Genomic DNA, 17,784 nt, shown 5'->3' with positions numbered 1-17,784 from the left:
CACGTCCGGCACCGTCGTGGTCGCGCGGAAGAAGTAGCGATCCCCGTGACCACGACCGCCGTGCACCGGCTCACGCTCCCCCGGATCCTCGCGCAGGACGCCGCCCCGGGCCCCTCGCCCGTCGACGTGGACCTGCACGCCCTGCTCACCGACGCCGGGCTGGGGGAGCTCTCCGAGCGGCTCCGGACTCCCGCCGGCCGGGTGCTGGTGATCAGCGGGGACGGCGACCCGACCTGTCACAACAACGAGACGGTCCTGCGCCGCGCCCCCCGACTCGTCGAGGAGGGCCTGCGGCACGTCGACGCGGTGCTGCGGCAGACGCCGTTCGCGCCGCCGCTGGCGGTGGCCGCCGAGACGCTCGCCCAGATCGCGCTGATCGCCCGTCACGGCCCGGCCTGGTTCCGGGCGATCGGAACCCCGGCAGCACCGGGCAGCGTGCTGTGCACCGTCCACACCGGGACGGGCCTGCCGCAGGTGGTGGAGACGGCCGTCGGCACGCCGGTGCGCACCCTCCTCGGCCCCGACCACGCCCGCGCGGCGCAGGCGGTTCTGCTCGGCGGGGTGACGGGCGTCTGGCTGCCCTCTCCCCGCGCGCTGGAGGCGCGCTGGGAACCGCGCGACGAGGGCGCACGCGTGATCGCCGCGCTGCCGCGCGGTCGCTGCGGGGTTGCGGAGACGGCCCGGATGCTGCGCCTCGCGGCGCCGCGCTGCCGCGGTGGTGAGGTGGACCGGATCGTCGCGGCTCTGGACGACCTCGCCGCACCCGGCGCGTTCGACTCCGTGGTGCGCTGGTCCACCCAGTCGGCGGAGCGCGGCGACGACACCGCGACGCACGCGGCCGCGCGGCTGCTGCTGAGCGCGCTCGCGGCGTTCCCCGACGCGTTCGAGGCGCACGCGGCACGGCGATGCACGGCGGAGCCGTGCTGCGGGGTGGAGCGTGGTGCGGCAGAGCCCATGACCGGAATCGAACCGGTGTAAACCGCTTTGCAGGCGGTTCCCTCAACCACTCGGGCACACGGGCGGGGTGTTTCCTCCAACACGGATGACGTTACGCGGCGGCGCCCGGGGACCGTCAACGGCAACCGGGCAGTGTTCACGGGGCGCAACGGAAGCGACATCCGGCTCCATCATTGACAGGGGCAAACTCAAGGACGACCCCTTACCATGGGGCCGGTGACCACCCTCGCCAGGACGACCGGACTCAGTGAAGCCGATGAGACGGCCGGCATCCTCCGCCGGCCCTACCGCATGCTCACGATCGGCATCGTGGCGTGCGTCCTGCTGATCGCCTTCGAGGCCACCGCGGTCAACACGGCCATGCCCGTCGCCGCACGGGCCCTGCACGGGGTCGGGCTCTACGCCTTCGCCTTCACCGGGTTCTTCACCTCCAGCCTGCTGGCCATGGTCGTCTCGGGGGAGTGGTGCGACAAACGCGGTCCGCTGGTCCCGCTGGGCGCGGGCATCGCGGTCTTCGGCGTGGGCCTGGTGCTGGCCGGGACCGCCACCACGATGTGGACCTTCGTCGCAGGCCGGGTCACCCAGGGCCTCGGCGGCGGACTGGTCATCGTCGCGCTCTACGTCGTCGTCGGCCTGCGCTATCCCGAGCGGCTGCGGCCCAAGGTGTTCGCGGCCTTCGCCGCGTCCTGGGTGCTGCCCTCGGTCGTCGGACCACTGGTCTCCGGCGCGGTCACCCAGCACCTCGGCTGGCGCTGGGTCTTCCTCTCGATCCCCGCGCTGATCGTCGCGCCGCTGGTGCTGATGCTGCCGCAGCTGCGCGGCATCGGCGCGGGCGAGGCGGCGGGCCGGCCGCTGGACCGGCGCCGCCTGTGGCTGGCGCTCGGCCTCGCCGTCGGCGCGGGCCTGCTGCAGTACGCCTCGCAGCGACTCGACCTGTGGTCCCTCGTGCCCGCGGCGGCGGGCGCCGCGCTGCTGGTGCCGGCGGCGCTCCGCCTCCTCCCGCGCGGCACGTTCCGCGCGGGGCGCGGCCTGCCGACGGTGATCCTGCTGCGCGGCGTCGCGGCCGGCGGGTTCATCTCCGCCGAGGCGTTCATCCCGCTGATGCTGGTCACCCAGCACGGCTTCTCCCCGACGCTGGCCGGGCTCTCGCTCTCGGGCGGTGGCGTCTTCTGGGCCGTGGGGAGCTGGCTCCAGGGCCGCCCCTTCGCCGAGGCGTACCGCCTCCGCCTCGTCCAGGCCGGCCTGGCGGCCGGAACCGTCGCCATCGCCCTGGTCGGCGTTGCGGCCCAGCCCTCCGCCCCCGCCTTCCTCGTCGCCACGGCCTGGACCCTGGGCGGCTGCGGCATGGGGCTGGCGATCGCCAGCATCAGCGTCCTGCTCTTCAATCTCTCCGAGCCGGGGGAGGCCGGCGCCAACTCCGCGTCCCTGCAGGTGAGCGACGCGCTCGGCAACATCGTGTGCACGGCCCTGGGGGGACTGCTCTTCACCTCCCTCGGCACCGGCACCACCAGGGGTTTCACGGCGGTCTTCGCCGCGATGGCGATCGTGATGCTCTGCGGCACGCTGATCTGCCGCCGTGCCCGCCCCCACTAGGGGCGCGGGGAACCGCGCGACAAGCCACCCGAATTGGTGGGTCATCGAGCGCGCGGGGCCATCCGCCCGCCGGTGGTTGTCCGCGCAGTTCCTCCCGCCCCTGGGGCCCCGGCAACCTCGCGCGGGAGCGACGGCCTGGGGGTGCCACCGCGTGTGGGAGCCGAGAGGCCGGCGGTCGCGCCGGTAAGCTTGCCGGGTTGTCGGACTCGGGCCCTGTGGGGCTCGACCGGCGCCGTCCGTGACGTCGACCCCGCCGGAGACCGTGAGTACCGCCAGCTCCTCCCACGCACCGCATCACCTGTCGCCCGCATTCCCCGGCCGTGCCCCGTGGGGCACGGCCGGTAAGTTGCGCGCCTGGCAGCAGGCCGCGATGGAGAAGTACGTCGAGACGCAGCCGCGCGACTTCCTCGCGGTCGCGACGCCGGGCGCCGGCAAGACGACCTTCGCGCTGACCCTGGCGTCCTACCTGCTGCACAACCACGTCGTGCAGCAGCTCACCGTCGTCGCGCCCACCGAGCACCTCAAGAAGCAGTGGGCCGAGGCCGCCGCACGGATAGGGATCAGGCTGGACCCGGCCTACAGCAGCGGGCCGCTCTCCCGTGACTACCAGGGCGTGGTCGTCACCTACGCGGGCGTCGGCGTCAACCCGATGCTGCACCGCAACCGGGTCGAGAACCGCAAGTCGCTGATCATCCTCGACGAGATCCACCACGCGGGCGACTCCAAGTCCTGGGGCGAGGCCTGCCTGGAGGCGTTCGAGCCGGCCACCCGGCGGCTCGCCCTCACGGGGACGCCGTTCCGCTCCGACACCAACCCGATCCCGTTCATCAGCTACGCCGCGGGCGGCGACGGCATCCGCCGCAGCGTCGCCGACTACACCTACGGGTACGGCAACGCGCTGCAGGACCACGTCGTCCGGCCGGTGATCTTCCTCTCCTACAGCGGCAACATGCGCTGGCGCACCAAGGCCGGTGACGAGGTCGCCGCGCGGCTGGGCGAGCCGATGACCAAGGACGCCACCGCGCAGGCCTGGCGCACCGCGCTGTCGCCGCACGGCGAGTGGATGCCGAACGTGCTGCGCGCGGCGGACCAGCGGCTGACCGAGGTGCGGAAGTCCATTCCGGACGCGGGCGCGCTCGTCATCGCCTCGGACCAGGAGTCGGCCCGCGCGTACGCGAAGATGCTGCGCGAGATCACCGGGCACGGCGCCACCCTCGTCCTGTCCGACGAGGCGGAGGCCTCCCAGCGCATCACCGACTTCTCCGCCTCGGACGACCGTTGGATGGTCGCCGTGCGGATGGTGTCCGAGGGCGTCGACGTGCCGCGCCTCGCCGTCGGGGTGTACGCGACCTCGATCTCCACCCCGCTGTTCTTCGCGCAGGCCGTCGGGCGCTTCGTGCGTGTCCGGCGCCGTGGCGAGACCGCCTCGGTCTTCCTGCCGACGGTGCCCACGCTGCTCTCCTTCGCCAACGAGATGGAGCTGCAGCGCGACCACATCCTGGACAAGCAGAAGAAGGGCCAGGAGGACAGCCTCTTCGCGGAGGAGGACGCGCTGCTCGCGGAGGCGGAGCGGGCCAAGGACGAGGGCGACGGCGGTCTCGACGACGCGCCCTGGGAGGCGCTGGAGTCCGACGCGATCTTCGACCGGGTCCTCTACGAGGGCAAGGAGTTCGGCATGCAGGCGCATGCCGGGTCCGAGGAGGAGTCCGACTACCTCGGCATCCCCGGTCTGCTGGAGCCGGACCAGGTGCGGCTGCTGCTGCACCGCCGCCAGACGCGCCAGATCCAGCGCAGCAAGACCAAGCCCGCCGAGGAGGCGGACCTGCTGGAGCTGGAGGCCGAGAAGCGGCCGGTCGTCACCCACCAGCAGTTGCAGGAGCTGCGCAAGGAGCTGAACGGCCTGGTCGGCGCCTGGCACCACCGCACCGGTCAGCCGCACGGCACGATCCACAACGAGCTGCGCCGCGTCTGCGGCGGCCCGTTGACCGCGCAGGCGACGGCGCATCAACTCCAGGCGCGGATCGGCAAGATCCGCGAGTGGGCGACCAGGATCGACTGACGGATCACGACCCCGGGACGGCGCCGCTCACCGGAGCGTCCCGGTGTCGGTCAGCAGGCGGGCGATGCCGCTTTCGAGCCATTCTTCGCTGAACTCCTCGCCGAACGGCGTCATCATGTCGGTCCGCAGCAGGTAGGCGTGGAGTGCCGCCAGCGGTGCGATCAGCTGTGCCTCGCCCTCGGGCGAGCGAAGTCTGATGGCGACCAGGTCGGCGTCGTGCCATTCCAGCGGCCGGACCTGGATGTCGCCCTCGCCGGCGACCGTGCTCAGCCCGTCGAGCAGCAACTCCCGGGAGACGGTCCAGCGCACCGGTGCGTCACCGGGCAGGAAGAACGTCAACTCGATTCCCCACGAGGCAGCCTGACGGAACGTGAGGCAGACCGGGATCTGGTAGCTGAGCCCCGCCGTGGTCGCCAGCTCCATGATGATCTGGCCGCGCAGAGTGTCGTTCATCGTGCTTGTCCGAACCTTTCCTAGGCCTCGTCATCACTGGGCGTGATTCGATCATTACTGATCGTTCACGTAGCTTCATCCCCTCCTGGTCGGGTTCAAACCGGGCTGAAGGGGTGCAGAAACCCAACTGAAGGAGTCTGGACAGACGGCTTTGGTTCCTGGTACTCGACCGAAGGTCTGTTCCATTTCGGACAGTTGCCCGCCCCTTGGGCTGTGGGAGAGTCGCTGGAGGCGGTCGGCAGGCGCCCTGAAGAGGGTGATTCGTCCATTTCTGGCGTCGCGCTGCATAACGAATGGTGACCGAAATCTGGACGAGTACTTCCGCAGAGCGGTGCACTCTCATTAGGTTCCTCGCACTCGCCCGAGCTGGACCGCGCCGCAATGACGCCTCACGGAACCCGCACGGATGGCTTTCGGAAGGGAGACGTGCGTGACCGCTGAGACCTCGCAGACGCTCGATCGCGGCGTGCGCGTGCTGAAGCTGCTCGCCGACGCGGAGCGCGGGCTGACCGTCACCGAACTGGCCTCGCGCCTGGAGGTCAACCGGACCGTCGTCTACCGGCTGCTGGCCACCCTGGAGCAGCACGGACTGGTGCGGCGCGACGTCGGCGGACGGGCCCGGGTCGGGCTCGGCGTGCTGCGGCTCTCCCACCGGGTGCATCCGCTGCTGCGGGAGGCGGCCCTGCCGGCCCTCCGCAGCCTCGCGGAGGACCTCGGCGCCACCGCCCACCTGACGCTGGTGGACGGCAGCGAGGCGCTGGTCGTCGCGGTCGTCGAGCCGAGCTGGACCGACTTCCACGTCGCCTACCGCACGGGCGTGCGGCACTCGCTGGCGGAGAACGCCGCGGGGCAGGCGATCCTGGCCGCCCGCGCCACCCCGTACGGGCAGCCGCGGCCGGAGCAGCAGCAGGAGTGGGTGGCCGCCACGGAGGAGCGCTCCGGCGCCAACAGCGTCGCGGCCCCGCTGCGCGGCCTGATCGGCATCGAGGGCAGCGTCGGGGTGCTGATGCTGGCCGGCGTGGTGCCCGAGCGCGTCGGCCCCAGGGTCCTGGAGGCCGCAACGGAGGTCTCCGAAGCCCTCCGCTAGGGTCCGAGGCGGGGTGCCGTCCGCCGGCCGGAGCGGTCCGTTGTCCGGATGTGATCCGCCTCTGCCTAGAATTCGGGCGTGTCCTCCTATCGCTCCTGGCTCGCCCCGCGCCGTAACCGGCTGATTCTGTGCGCGGTGCTGGTGGCCGCCCCGATCGCGGTGGCGGTGGGGGCCCCGCTGCCGTTCACCGTGCTGGAGCCCGGGATCTCGGTGAACACGCTCGGCAGCTACCAGGGCGCCGAGGTGATCACGATCACCGGTCACCCCACCCGGCACACCGAGGGCCAGCTGCGGATGACCACCATCGCCGCGACGCTGCCGAACTACAGCCCGCCGCTGTCGGAGGTCGTCAGCGCCTGGGGGAACCCGAACAAGGCCGTCGTCCCGCGCAACTCCGTCTACCCCTCGGGGCAGTCCGTCAGCCAGGCGAACCAGGTCAACCAGCAGGCCATGCAGCAGTCGCAGGAGGCCGCGACGACGGCCGCGCTCGACTACCTCGGGCTCTCCTCCTCCCAGGTGAAGGTCGACCTGAAGCTCGCCGACGTCGGCGGCCCCAGCGCGGGCCTGATGTTCACCCTCGGGATCATCGACGAGCTGCACGGCAACGGCTCCGGCAAGCCCGGCGCGGCCGGCGACCTCACCGGCGGCGCGGTCGTGGCCGGTACCGGTGAGATCGACGACAGCGGCGACGTCGGCGCGGTCGGCGGCGTGGCGCTGAAGACCAAGGCGGCCGCCAGGGACGGCGCGACCGTCTTCCTCGTCCCGCGCAGCGAGTGCACCGACGCCGAGGTGAACACCCCGAAGGGGCTCCGCCTCGTGCCGGTGAACACCCTGGACCAGGCGGTGAAGGCGCTGGAGGCGCTGCAGGGCGGCGGCGCGGCCGTTCCCTCGTGCTGATCCGCCTGCTGAACCAGCATGGCCCCAGCTAGGCAGTCTGCACAGCTGAGGACCGCCCGTAGGGGGTGAGGTGTACAGCTTGCGCAGTGCCAGGGGTCATGGTTGCGCAGGTCGGGGATCGGCGGGACGGTACGCGCATCGGGCCTCGTCGGGGCCTCACCCCTCGGAGGTGTTCCAGCATGAGCAGTCAGACCGACGTCTTCCCGGTCAAGGGCATGGACGCCATCGTCTTCGCCGTCGGAAACGCGAAGCAGGCCGCCCACTATTACTCCACGGCCTTCGGCATGCGCCTGGTCGCGTACTCCGGCCCCGAGACGGGCGAGCGCGAGACGGCCAGCTATGTCCTGACGTCGGGCGGCGCCCGCTTCGTCTTCACCTCCGTGATCAAGGCCTCGACCGAGCGCGGCGAGTTCCTCGACCGGCACGTCGCCGCGCACGGCGACGGCGTGATCGACCTGGCCATCGAGGTCCCGGACGTCCGCCACGCCTACGAGTACGCGGTCGCCCACGGCGCCCAGGGCCTGGAGGAGCCGCACGAGATCAAGGACGAGCACGGCACCGTCGTGCTGGCGGCGATCGCCACCTACGGCGAGACCCGCCACACCCTGGTCGACCGCAGCGGCTACGACGGCCCCTACCTGCCCGGCTTCGTGGCGAAGAACCCGATCGTCGAGCCCGGCGCGCGGTTCTTCCAGGCCGTGGACCACTGCGTGGGCAACGTCGAGCTCGGCAAGATGGACGAGTGGGTCGCGTTCTACAACCGCGTCATGGGCTTCACGAACATGAAGGAGTTCGTGGGCGACGACATCGCCACCGAGTACTCCGCGCTGATGTCCAAGGTCGTCGCGGACGGCACCCGCAAGGTCAAGTTCCCGCTGAACGAGCCGGCGATCGCGAAGAAGAAGTCGCAGATCGACGAGTACCTGGAGTTCTACGGCGGCCCCGGCGTCCAGCACATCGCGCTGGCGACCAACGACATCGTGGCGACGGTCCGCGCGATGCGCGCGGCCGGAGTCGAGTTCCTCGACACCCCCGACAGCTACTACGACACGCTGGGCGAGTGGGTCGGCGAGACCCGCGTCCCGCTGGACGAGCTGCGTGAGCTGAAGATCCTCGCGGACCGCGACGAGGACGGCTACCTGCTGCAGATCTTCACCAAGCCGGTGCAGGACCGTCCGACGGTCTTCTTCGAGATGATCGAGCGCCACGGCTCCATGGGCTTCGGCAAGGGCAACTTCAAGGCGCTGTTCGAGGCGATCGAGCGCGAGCAGGAGCGCCGCGGCAACCTGTAGTCGGTGTGATCCACCTCACCTTTTGGACTACTCCGCCACGGCGGTGACGGTGCGTCGAACCTACGGTTGGTCAGGTGACGAACCGTCTGTTTCTTACGACCGCCGCGACCGTGCTCGCGGTCAGTGGACTGCTCGGGGCCGCGGCCCCGGCGACGCCTGTGGGAACGAAGGGCGCCGCCGGGGCCGGGGATCCGCTGCTGCCGCTCTCCGGGGACGGAGGGCTGCACGTCCGCCACTACGCGCTGACGCTCGCGTACCAGCCCGCAACCCAGCACCTGGAGGCCACCGCCGTCCTGTCCGCTACGGCGACGCAGGACCTGTCCGGGTTCGATCTCGATCTCGCCGGGCTCGACGTCCGGCACGTCACCGTCGACGGTGAGGCCGTGCCCTTCTCCCGGGACGGGCAGAAACTGCAGATCTCCCTCGCGGACACCGTGGCCGACGGCGCGGACTTCACCGTCGCCGTGGATTACGGCGGGACGCCGCACCCGGTCATCGACACGGACGGCACCTCCGACGGGTGGACCGCACTGCCGGGGGACCAGGGCGCCTTCGTGGCCGGCGAGCCGCAGGGCGCGATGACGTGGTTCCCCTGCAACGGCCACCCGAGCGACAAGTCCACCTACGACGTCACCGTGACGGTCCCTCAGGGGTACACGGCGGTGTCGAACGGCGTGCTGCGCACCCAGCACACCGCCGCCGGGCACTCGACCTTCCACTGGCACGAGACCGCGCCGATGGCCGCCTACCTGGCGACCGCCAGCGTCGGGCGCTTCGACGTGCGCCAGTACTGGAGCGGCCGGCTGCCGGTGTACACCGCCGTCGACCCGGCGGAGAAGAACGACGCCGACGGCGTGCTGGCCCGGCTGCCGGCCGTCATCGCGTGGGAGTCGAGCCTGTTCGGACCGTACCCGTTCGACGCGGCCGGGGCGATCGTCATGCACGACAAGGCCATCGGCTACGCCCTGGAAACGCAGACCAGGCCGCTGTACGACGAGGCGCCGGACATGGACACCCTGGTGCACGAGACCGCCCACCAGTGGTTCGGGGACTCGGTGACGATCACCCAGTGGAAGGACATCTGGCTCAACGAGGGCTTCGCCACCTACGCCGAGTGGATGTGGGACGCCGCGCACGGCGGCACCGGCCTCCACGCCCGGCTGGCGCAGCTGTACGCCAGGCCCGCGACGGACCAGCTCTGGGCCTACCCGCCGGGCGACCCGGGGCAGCTGTCACGCCTCTTCGGGGTGCCGAGCTACGCGCGCGGCGCGATGGCGCTGCAGGAGCTGCGCGAGGCCGTCGGCGACCAGGCCTTCTTCGGAATCCTGAAGCAGTGGACCGCCGCCCACCGGCACGGGCACGGCACCACTGCCCAGTTCGAGGCGCTGAGCGCGGGCGTGTCCGGAAAGAACCTCGACGCGCTCTTCGCCACCTGGCTGTATTCCGCCGGAAAACCGACGAAGATGTGAGCCACGAGCTGAGGGGGCCTGGCGGATGAGCGATCTGGTCGACCTGTTGCGCGAGGGCCTGCCGGAGGCGGCCGTCGTGGCCGATCCGGACGTCACCGCGGCGTACCAGCAGGACATGGCCGGGTTCTGCGACTCCGCCCCGCCGGAGGTGGTGGTCTTCCCGCGGACGGTGGACGAGGTCCAGCACGTCATGCGGACGGCCACGCGGCTGCGGGTGCCCGTCGTGCCGCAGGGCGCGCGGACGGGGCTGTCCGGTGCGGCCAACGCGGTCGCGGGAGCGATCGCGCTGTCGCTGGTGCGGATGGACCGGATCCTGGAGCTGGATCCGGTCAACCGGATCGCCGTCGTCGAGCCGGGCGTGGTCAACGCCGAGCTCTCCCGTGCCGCGGCCCGGCACGGGCTCAGCTACCCGCCGGATCCGTCCAGCTGGGAGTCGTGCACGGTCGGCGGCAACATCGGCACCGGCGCGGGCGGCCTGTGCTGTGTCAAGTACGGGGTGACGGCCGAGTACGTGCTCGGGCTGGACGTCGTGCTCGCCGACGGGCGGCTGCTGCGGACAGGTCGGCGCACCGCCAAGGGCGTCGCCGGGTACGACCTGACGCGGCTCTTCGTCGGCGCGGAGGGGACGCTGGGCGTCGTCGTCGGCGCGGTGCTGGCGCTGCGGCCCGCGCCGCCGCCGCAGCTGGTGCTGGCGGCGGAGTTCCCCTCCACGGACGCCGCCGGGGCGGCGGTCTGCGCGGTGATGGCCGCGGGACACGTGCCCTCGCTGATGGAGCTGATGGACACCACGACCGTCCGGGCCGTCAACGCGATGGCGCAGATGGGCCTGCCGGACTCGACCGCCGCGCTGCTGCTGGTCGGCTTCGACAGTCTCGACCCGACCTCGGACCTGGAGGCCGTCGGCGAGCTGTGCCGGGAGGCGGGGGCGACGGAGGTGGTCCCGGCCGCCGACAGCGGCGAGTCGGAGTTGCTGCTGGAGGCCCGTCGGCTGGCGCTGCCCGCGCTGGACCGGCTCGGCACCACGATGATCGACGACGTGGCCGTGCCGCGCTCACGACTCGGGGAGATGCTGTCCGGGGTGGCCCGGATCGCCGAGGACTACGACCTCACCATCGGCGTCTGCGCGCACGCCGGGGACGGCAACACCCACCCGGTGGTCGTCTTCGACGCCGAGGACGCGGACGAGTCGGCGCGGGCCCGCGCCTCCTTCGACGCGATCATGTCGCTGGGGCTGGAGCTGGGCGGCACCATCACCGGCGAGCACGGCGTGGGGCTGCTGAAGAAGGACTGGCTGGCCCGCGAGCTCGGCCCGGTCGGGGTCCAGTTGCAGCGTCAGGTCAAGGCGGTCTTCGACCCGTTGGGGATCATGAACCCGGGCAAGCTGTTCTGATCACGGGTGCTGTACTGGTACGGCCCTGATCACTGGTTCATCAGCCAGGTCTGCACCATGGGCGGGTGGCCGTTCCAGGTGACGTAGAAGATCGAGTCCGTGCTGCCCTGGGTGAAGTCGACCCGCAGCCACTCGTCGCCGGTGTAGACGTGCATGGACCAGCCGCTGTTCGGCGTGGCCGAGACCAGGTCGGCGGAGGTCGCACCCATGGAGACCACGATCCGGCCGCCGGTGGGCGTGTAACTGTGCACGTCGCCGGTGGCGCTCGGACCGGCGGGCGACGCCGAGGGACTGGGCGAGGCGTCCCGGCTGGGCCCGGGCGAGGCCCGGTGCGTCGAGGCGGCCGGCGGCAGCGGCGCCTGCGTCGGGGCCTCGGTCGTCGTCGGCAGCGGCGCGGGCGTGACGGAGGCGGAGCCGGCGACGGTCAGGGCGAGAGCGCCGGGCTGCTGGTAGCCGTCGTCGGAGAGCACCCGGTGCACCCCGTACCAGGACACGGCGACGGCCGCCCCCGTGGCCGCGGCCCAGGCCGCCGTCTGCACCAGTACTCTTCGCACCGGGCCAGTATGCACGCCCCGCCCGGAGCCCAGGAGCGGAGTCCGGAGCCGAGTCCGGAGCGGTCAGGAGGTACAGACCACCGGCCCTCATGAGCTACCGTCACGGCCATGGCAACAGTGCTCGTGGTCGAGGACGATCCCTTTGTTCGCTCTGCCCTGATTCGTCATCTCACCGACGCCGGCCACGCCGTCCGCAGCGTCGGCACGGCGCTGGAAGCGCTGCGCGAGGTCGCCCAGGTCGGCTGCGACCTGGTGATCCTCGACCTCGGCCTGCCCGACCTCGACGGCGGCGAGGCACTGAAGATGATCCGCGGGCTCACCGACACCCCCGTGATCATCTCCACGGCCCGTGACGAGGAGTCGGAGATCATCCGCCTGCTCAACGACGGCGCCGACGACTACCTGGTCAAACCCTTCTCGGTGGAGCACCTGACCGCCCGGATGGCCGCCGTGCTGCGCCGTGCCGGGGCCGGGGGCCCGACCGGGCAGCTGCTGCAGACGGGCGGCCTGCGGATCGACCTCCAACGTCGCGAGGCCACCCTCGACGGCAGGGAACTCGACCTCACCCGGCGCGAGTTCGACCTGCTCGCCTACCTCGCCGCCCGTCCCGGCGTCGTCGTGCCCCGCCGCGAGCTGCTCGCCGAGGTCTGGCGCCAGCCGTACGGCACCGACCAGACGATCGACGTGCACCTGTCCTGGCTGCGCCGCAAGCTCGGCGAGACGGCCTCGCAGCCGCGCTACCTGCACACCGTGCGTGGCGTCGGCGTCCGGCTCGACATACCGGCCGAGACTCCCGGCGGGGACGCGAGGTGAGAGGCGCACTGTTCAAGGTCTGCGTCGCCGTCACCACCATGGTGGCGCTGGCCTTCCTGATCCCCCTCGGCCTGATGGTCCGCGAGACCGCCCGCGAACGGGCCTTCACCGCGGCGGAGCGGCAGGCCGCGACGCTCGGCCCCGCGCTCGCCATCACCACCGACCAGCAGGCGCTGCAACGCGCCCTGGCCAGCACGCAGGACGGCGCGGCCGGACTCATCGCCATCCATCTGCCGCGAAGCGGCGGCGGCTTCGACACCCTGGGCAGCGAACGGGTCGGCGCCGCCGCGCTGACGGCGACCGCCGCGAACGGCCGCAGCGGCACCACCGGCGTCCACGGCGGCTTCGCGTATCTGGAGCCCGTCGCCGTCAACGACGGCCGAGTGGCCGTCATCGAGGTCTTCGTCCCCGACGCCGAGCTGTCCCGCGGCGTCGCCTCGGCCTGGCTGGTCCTCAGCGGCGTCGCCGTGGTGCTGGTCCTCATCTCCGTCGCGGTCGCCGACCGCCTAGGCACCCGTATGGTCGGCGCGGCCCGTCGCCTCGCCGGCGCCTCCCGCGCGCTGGGCGAGGGCGACCTCGAGGTCCGCGTCCCCGAGGTCCCCGACAGCCCACGCGAACTGCGGGAGGCCGCGGAGGCGTTCAACGCCATGGCCGACCGCGTCGTGCGGCTCCTCGCCTCGGAACGCGAGCTGGCCGCGGACCTCTCCCACCGCCTGCGCACCCCGCTGACCGTGCTGCGCCTGAACGCCGCGTCCCTCGGTCAGGGCGATGCGGCCGAGCAGACGCGCCACGCGGTGGCGCAGCTGGAACGCGAGGTCGACCAGATCATCCGCGCCTTCCGCGGCCGCGGCGCCTCCCCGGCCGCCGCCGACGCGGCGCCCGTCTCCTGCGACGCGGCGGAGGTGATCCGCGACCGCGCCGAGTTCTGGTCGGCGCTCGCGGAGGACGAGTCCCGCCCCTGGCAGCTCGCGGGCGCGGAGCGCCCGGTCGCCGTCCCCGTCGCCGCGCCCGAGCTGGCCGCGGCGCTGGACGCGATGCTCGGCAACGTCTTCCGCCACACCCCCGAAGGGACGGCTTTCGCCGTCGATGTCCACGGCACCCCCGACGGCGTCATCATCATGGTCTCCGACGCCGGCGCGGGCATCGCCGACCCAGAGCTGGCGCTCCGCCGCGGCGTCGGCGCGGAACGCGACGGCTCCACGGGCCTGGGCCTGGACATCGTCCGCCGCGTCGCCGAGAGCACGGGCGGCGACGTCGCCATCGGCCGATCCGTCCTGGGCGGCACGGAAGTCCGCGTGCGCCTGCTGCACAGGCGAGCTCCGGTCCCCAGGCAACGGCGCAGGGCCAAGGGCTAGACAGCCAGTGGCAACCCCTCAGGGTCGCGGGGAACTGCGCAAGCGACCACCCCGTCCGGATGGCTCTGCGCGCCCCTGACGTGTGGGCAACCGGACCTGTTCCTTAATAGGGCCCTAAGTGGGATCTACCTCCGTCTGAGCAGGGCTGATCGGCGAATCCGGAACGGCTAGCGTCCCTTCCGACGGACCGCGAAGCCGGTGGTGACCGGGTGTCAACCAACCGTGCCCGTGGGCTTCCTGTGGCCGCTGTCCCCACCAGGGGCCAAGGCGCCGGCTCGCGGTCCATCGACAGATGTCCCCCATCGTGGAGGTACCCCCGCATGTCGAACCACGCCCGCCGAGCGCCGCGCCGTCGCGCGGTCCTCGGGGCTTCCGCAGTCGCCACCGTCCTGCTCGCCGGCGGGGTGACCGCCCTCGCGGTGAGCGCGAACGCGGCCGGTGTGGGCGCCGTCTACTCGACTACCAGTGACTGGGGGAGCGGCTACAGCGGCCAGTACGACGTCAGCAACCCGACGTCCAGCACGATCAGCAACTGGAAGCTGACGTTCGACCTGCCTGCCGGTGCCAAGATCAGCTCGCTGTGGAACGCCACGTACACCGCCAGCGGCGGGCACATCACCGTCACCCCGGCGTCCTGGGACAGCACCCTCGCGGCGAACCAGCACGCGGTCGTCGGGTTCGTGGTCAACGGCTCCGGCGCGCCGGCCAACTGCTCCATCAACGGCGTGAACTGCTCCACCGGCTCCGCGCCGACGCCGTCCGGCCAGCCGACCACGCCGGCCCCGACGCCGACCCACTCGGCCACGCCGACCCCGACGCCCACGGCCACGAAGACCACGACGCCGACCCCTACGCCGACGCCGTCCGCGCCCAGCACGGGCTCGACCTCCGGCGCTGGCTTCTCGCCCTACGTGGACACCTCCCTCTATCCCGCGTATGACCTGATCGCCACCGCCAAGGCGTCCGGCGTGAAGAACTTCAACCTCGCCTTCATCACCGACGGCGGCGGCTGCAACCCCGAGTGGGGCGGCGTCTCCCCGCTGACCAACGACGGCGTGCCGGGCCAGATCGGCGCGCTGCGCGCGATGGGCGGGGACGTCCGGGTCTCCTTCGGCGGGGCGAACGGCACCGAGCTCGCCGAGTCCTGCGGCAGCGTGAGCACGCTCGCCGCCGCGTACCAGAAGGTGATCGACGCCTACGGGCTGACGAAGATCGACTTCGACGTCGAGGGCGCCGCCACGTCCGACACCGCCGGCATCGCCCGCCGTGACCAGGCGATCGCCCAGCTCCAGCAGACCGCCAAGGCGAAGGGGAAGACGCTCGACGTCTCCTTCACCCTGCCAGTCCTGCCCTCCGGTCTGGTGCAGACCGGCACGGACCTGCTGCAGAACGCCAAGAGTGCGGGCGTGGTGGTCTCCGCCGTCAACGTGATGGCGATGGACTTCGGCGACGGCGCCGCGCCGAGCCCGAGCGGCAAGATGGGCCAGTACGCGATCGACTCCGCGACCGCGACCGAGGCGCAGGTCAAGTCCATCTTCGGCTGGGACGACGCCACCGCGTGGAAGCACGTCGCGGTGACTCCGATGATCGGAGTCAACGACACCAACACCGAGGTCTTCACCGTCGCCGACGCGACCCAGCTCGCGCAGTTCGCGAGCGGCAAGCACCTGGGCTGGCTCTCCATGTGGTCCGCGACCCGGGACAAGCCGTGCTCCGGCGGGGCCAAGTCCTACGCCGACGCCACCTGCAGCAGCATCGCGCAGCAGCCGCTGGACTTCAGCCGGGCCTTCGGCGCCTACGCCGGCTGAGACGCGGAAAGGCCGAGTACGGAGTGACGGCCGAGGCCGGAGCAAACCGAGGGAACTCGGGATGCTTCGGCCTCGTCCTGTGGAGGGCGTGTGCTTTGGGCTAGTGTCACGCAGGGTAGGGGATAAGGAGTTCTTGCGTGACCACCGTCAACAGGGTGATCGGCGCCGTGCGCGCGGCGCCGCGGCGTACCACTGTCTCGGCGGCCGCCGTCGCGCTCGTCTCGCTGTTCGCCTATGCCGCGCTGCGGCACCTCTCGCACGTCTCGATGGTCGACGCCATGGTCTACCAGGCCGAGGGCGCCGCGGTGGCACACGGCCGCGACCTCTACGAGCTGCGGGTCGGCTCCTACGCGCTGCCTGCGACCTACCCGCCGTTCTCCGCGATGCTCTTCGCGCCCGCCGCGTTCCTCTCCTTCGGCGCGCTGCGCGTGACGGTGACCCTGGTCAACCTGGTCGAGCTGGCGGTCGTCGCCGCCCTCGCGTGCAGGCTGGCCGGCTGGCCGAGCCGACCGCTGCGGCCCGCGGCCGTGCTGCTGGTGACCGGCCTCGGCGTCTGGCTGGAGCCGGTGTGGACGACACTGCGCTACGGGCAGATCAACCTGCTGATCCTCGCGCTGGTGCTCTGGGACCTGACCCTGCCCGAGAGCAGCCGGCTCAAGGGCGTGGGGATCGGCCTGGCGGCAGGGCTGAAGGTGACCCCCGGCTTCTTCTTGGTCTACCTGTTGCTGACCCGTCGCTTCCGCGCCGCCGCCACGGCCGCGGCGACCGGTGCGCTCACGGTGCTCGTCGGCCTCCTGGTGCTGCCCGGTGCGAGCTGGGACTTCTGGACCAAGGACCTGTACGACACCACCCGGGTGGGCAAGGAGTACATCGTCGACAACCAGTCCCTGCGCGGCATGGCCGACCGCCTGCTGCACAGCACCCACACGGGCGCCTCGACGCTGCTCCTGGTCGCCCTCGTGGCGGTGGCCGGTCTGGCACTGGCGACGCTGATCGAGCGGCGCTGCGCGGGCATGCCGCGGGCGCACGCCTGGGCGGGGATGACGGTGGCGATCACCATGGTGCTGGTCTCCCCGATCAGTTGGACCCACCACTGGGTCTGGTGCGTGCCCCTGCTGGTGCTGCTCGCCGCGGAGGCGCGCACCGAGCGCCGTCGTGGCCGACCGGGGTGGGCAGGCCGCCGCTGGCGTGTCGTGCTGGCCGCCACCGCGCTGTGCTTCTGCTCCTTCGCGATGTGGTTCGTGCCGCACAAGGCGTGGCACGGCGTGCAGATGTCGTACTGGTTCGAGCCCGCCGCGTCCGTCTACCCGCTGTTCGGGCTGGCCTTCCTGGGCCTGGTCGCGGTGCGGGTGCGTCGCTGGAGGCGGCCGCTTCCGGCCCCCGCGGACCTGACGGTCGGGCACGGGGCGTCGGCGATCGGCGACCGGCCCCGCGCCACGGCGCGTCCCTGAGCCCCCTCGGCGGCGCGGCGGACGCGCGGCCCTTCACTCGCCGCCCAGCAGGGCGGCGATTTCCGCGTCCAGGTCCATGACGGCGGACTCGGTGCCCGTCGGCACCACCCGCAGCGTCTGCTCGAGCCAGGCGGCGATCGGCGCCGCGGGCGCCTCCAGCAGCGCCTCGCCTGCGGGCGAGCTCAGCGCCAGGCAGATCAGGCTCCGCCCGTCCGCGCGGGTCGGCCAGATCCGCACGTCGCCGGTGCCGCAGGCGCGGAAGACGCCCTCGACCAGCAGCTCCCGGGCGAACACCCAGGTCACCGGCGAGTCCTGACCGAGGTGGAAGGTGACGTGCACGGCGAACGGGTCCTGCGGGCAGTAGGCCAGCAGGACCGGCACCGGCAGGCTCCGCTCGGGGGAGAGCACCAGCTCGACGGAGAGCTCCTGCTGCACGCAGCCGGGCCCGTCGAGGTGCGCGTGCTCGTCGTGCGCGAGCTGCTCGGCGCGGAGGTCGGTGGTGTAGTCGTCGTGACGCTCGTTGCGGTCGGCGGCGGCCATGGGATTCCCTCTCTCGATCTCTCGATCTCTCGGTCGTGCGCACGCCCCTGCGGGCGGGCTCCACTG

Annotated in this window: 14 protein-coding genes, 1 tRNA gene and 2 pseudogenes; 13 read left to right on the top strand and 4 right to left on the bottom strand. The window is 72.1% G+C overall.

Features of this window, described 5'->3' with window-relative positions:
* Window positions 1-45: 45 nt before the first annotated feature.
* The gene (locus TR49_RS41750; protein WP_084725410.1) at window positions 46-978 is read left to right on the top strand and encodes a hypothetical protein; all 933 of its coding nucleotides are present in this window, start codon (window positions 46-48) and stop codon (window positions 976-978) included.
* On the opposite strand, the gene TR49_RS25635 is transcribed toward TR49_RS41750, so the two are convergent.
* Window positions 950-1,021, bottom strand: a tRNA-Cys gene (locus TR49_RS25635). The two genes, TR49_RS41750 and TR49_RS25635, sit on opposite strands and share 29 nt — an antisense overlap.
* 143 nt (window positions 1,022-1,164) lie before the next feature.
* On the opposite strand from TR49_RS25635, the gene TR49_RS25630 reads away from it, so the two are divergent.
* Both TR49_RS25630 and TR49_RS25625 read left to right on the top strand, forming a co-directional pair.
* Complete coding sequence (locus TR49_RS25630) at window positions 1,165-2,550, top strand: MFS transporter (RefSeq protein ID WP_042385761.1); 1,386 nt, start codon at window positions 1,165-1,167, stop codon at window positions 2,548-2,550.
* 262 nt (window positions 2,551-2,812) lie between these two features.
* Window positions 2,813-4,609 (top strand): DEAD/DEAH box helicase, encoded by a 1,797-nt coding sequence (locus TR49_RS25625; protein ID WP_042385867.1) that lies wholly within the window; start codon window positions 2,813-2,815, stop codon window positions 4,607-4,609.
* 27 nt (window positions 4,610-4,636) lie between these two features.
* Here TR49_RS25625 and TR49_RS25620 read toward each other — a convergent pair whose 3' ends face one another.
* Window positions 4,637-5,062, bottom strand: a complete 426-nt coding sequence (locus TR49_RS25620) for an SsgA family sporulation/cell division regulator (protein WP_042385758.1) — start codon at window positions 5,060-5,062, stop codon at window positions 4,637-4,639.
* Window positions 5,063-5,492: 430 nt separating this feature from the next.
* Here TR49_RS25620 and TR49_RS25615 point away from each other — a divergent pair.
* The 6 genes and pseudogenes from TR49_RS25615 to TR49_RS25595 form a co-directional block, all read left to right on the top strand.
* Window positions 5,493-5,943, top strand: a pseudogene (locus TR49_RS25615) (IclR family transcriptional regulator); the annotation flags it as partial.
* Between the two features lie 59 nt (window positions 5,944-6,002).
* Window positions 6,003-6,149: pseudogene (locus TR49_RS47065) on the top strand (IclR family transcriptional regulator); the annotation flags it as partial.
* Between the two features lie 78 nt (window positions 6,150-6,227).
* Complete coding sequence (locus TR49_RS25610) at window positions 6,228-7,046, top strand: S16 family serine protease (protein WP_042385754.1); 819 nt, start codon at window positions 6,228-6,230, stop codon at window positions 7,044-7,046.
* A gap of 179 nt (window positions 7,047-7,225) precedes the next feature.
* Window positions 7,226-8,338 carry a 4-hydroxyphenylpyruvate dioxygenase gene (gene hppD / locus TR49_RS25605; RefSeq protein ID WP_042385752.1) on the top strand — a complete coding sequence of 371 codons (1,113 nt, stop codon included), beginning with the start codon at window positions 7,226-7,228 and terminating at the stop codon, window positions 8,336-8,338.
* Window positions 8,339-8,412: 74 nt separating this feature from the next.
* Window positions 8,413-9,807: a M1 family metallopeptidase gene (locus TR49_RS25600; protein ID WP_052434632.1), complete on the top strand. Its 1,395-nt coding sequence runs from the start codon at window positions 8,413-8,415 to the stop codon at window positions 9,805-9,807.
* A 25-nt stretch (window positions 9,808-9,832) separates the two neighbouring features.
* Entirely contained in the window at window positions 9,833-11,197 is a 1,365-nt protein-coding gene (locus TR49_RS25595) for an FAD-binding oxidoreductase (RefSeq protein WP_042385748.1), read from the top strand.
* Window positions 11,198-11,226: 29 nt separating this feature from the next.
* On the opposite strand, the gene TR49_RS25590 is transcribed toward TR49_RS25595, so the two are convergent.
* The gene (locus TR49_RS25590) at window positions 11,227-11,751 is read right to left on the bottom strand and encodes a hypothetical protein (protein ID WP_042385747.1); all 525 of its coding nucleotides are present in this window, start codon (window positions 11,749-11,751) and stop codon (window positions 11,227-11,229) included.
* A 108-nt stretch (window positions 11,752-11,859) separates the two neighbouring features.
* Between TR49_RS25590 and TR49_RS25585 the strand changes: the two genes are divergently transcribed.
* From TR49_RS25585 to TR49_RS25570, 4 genes are all read left to right on the top strand, one after another.
* Window positions 11,860-12,564: a response regulator transcription factor gene (locus TR49_RS25585; RefSeq protein WP_084725408.1), complete on the top strand. Its 705-nt coding sequence runs from the start codon at window positions 11,860-11,862 to the stop codon at window positions 12,562-12,564.
* Window positions 12,561-13,919 (top strand): sensor histidine kinase, encoded by a 1,359-nt coding sequence (locus tag TR49_RS25580; RefSeq protein ID WP_042385743.1) that lies wholly within the window; start codon window positions 12,561-12,563, stop codon window positions 13,917-13,919. Before TR49_RS25585 ends, TR49_RS25580 begins: the two co-directional genes overlap by 4 nt.
* A gap of 320 nt (window positions 13,920-14,239) precedes the next feature.
* Window positions 14,240-15,727, top strand: coding sequence for a glycoside hydrolase family 18 protein (locus tag TR49_RS25575; protein ID WP_042385741.1), 1,488 nt, complete (start codon window positions 14,240-14,242; stop codon window positions 15,725-15,727).
* A gap of 137 nt (window positions 15,728-15,864) precedes the next feature.
* Window positions 15,865-17,178: a glycosyltransferase 87 family protein gene (locus tag TR49_RS25570; protein ID WP_052434630.1), complete on the top strand. Its 1,314-nt coding sequence runs from the start codon at window positions 15,865-15,867 to the stop codon at window positions 17,176-17,178.
* A 33-nt stretch (window positions 17,179-17,211) separates the two neighbouring features.
* On the opposite strand, the gene TR49_RS25565 is transcribed toward TR49_RS25570, so the two are convergent.
* The gene (locus TR49_RS25565; RefSeq protein WP_052434629.1) at window positions 17,212-17,718 is read right to left on the bottom strand and encodes an SsgA family sporulation/cell division regulator; all 507 of its coding nucleotides are present in this window, start codon (window positions 17,716-17,718) and stop codon (window positions 17,212-17,214) included.
* Window positions 17,719-17,784: the final 66 nt, after the last annotated feature.

This window comes from Streptacidiphilus melanogenes, assembly GCF_000787835.1.
In the GTDB taxonomy this organism is placed as follows: domain Bacteria; phylum Actinomycetota; class Actinomycetes; order Streptomycetales; family Streptomycetaceae; genus Streptacidiphilus; species Streptacidiphilus melanogenes.
This window is presented reverse-complemented; position numbering and strand designations above follow the sequence as displayed.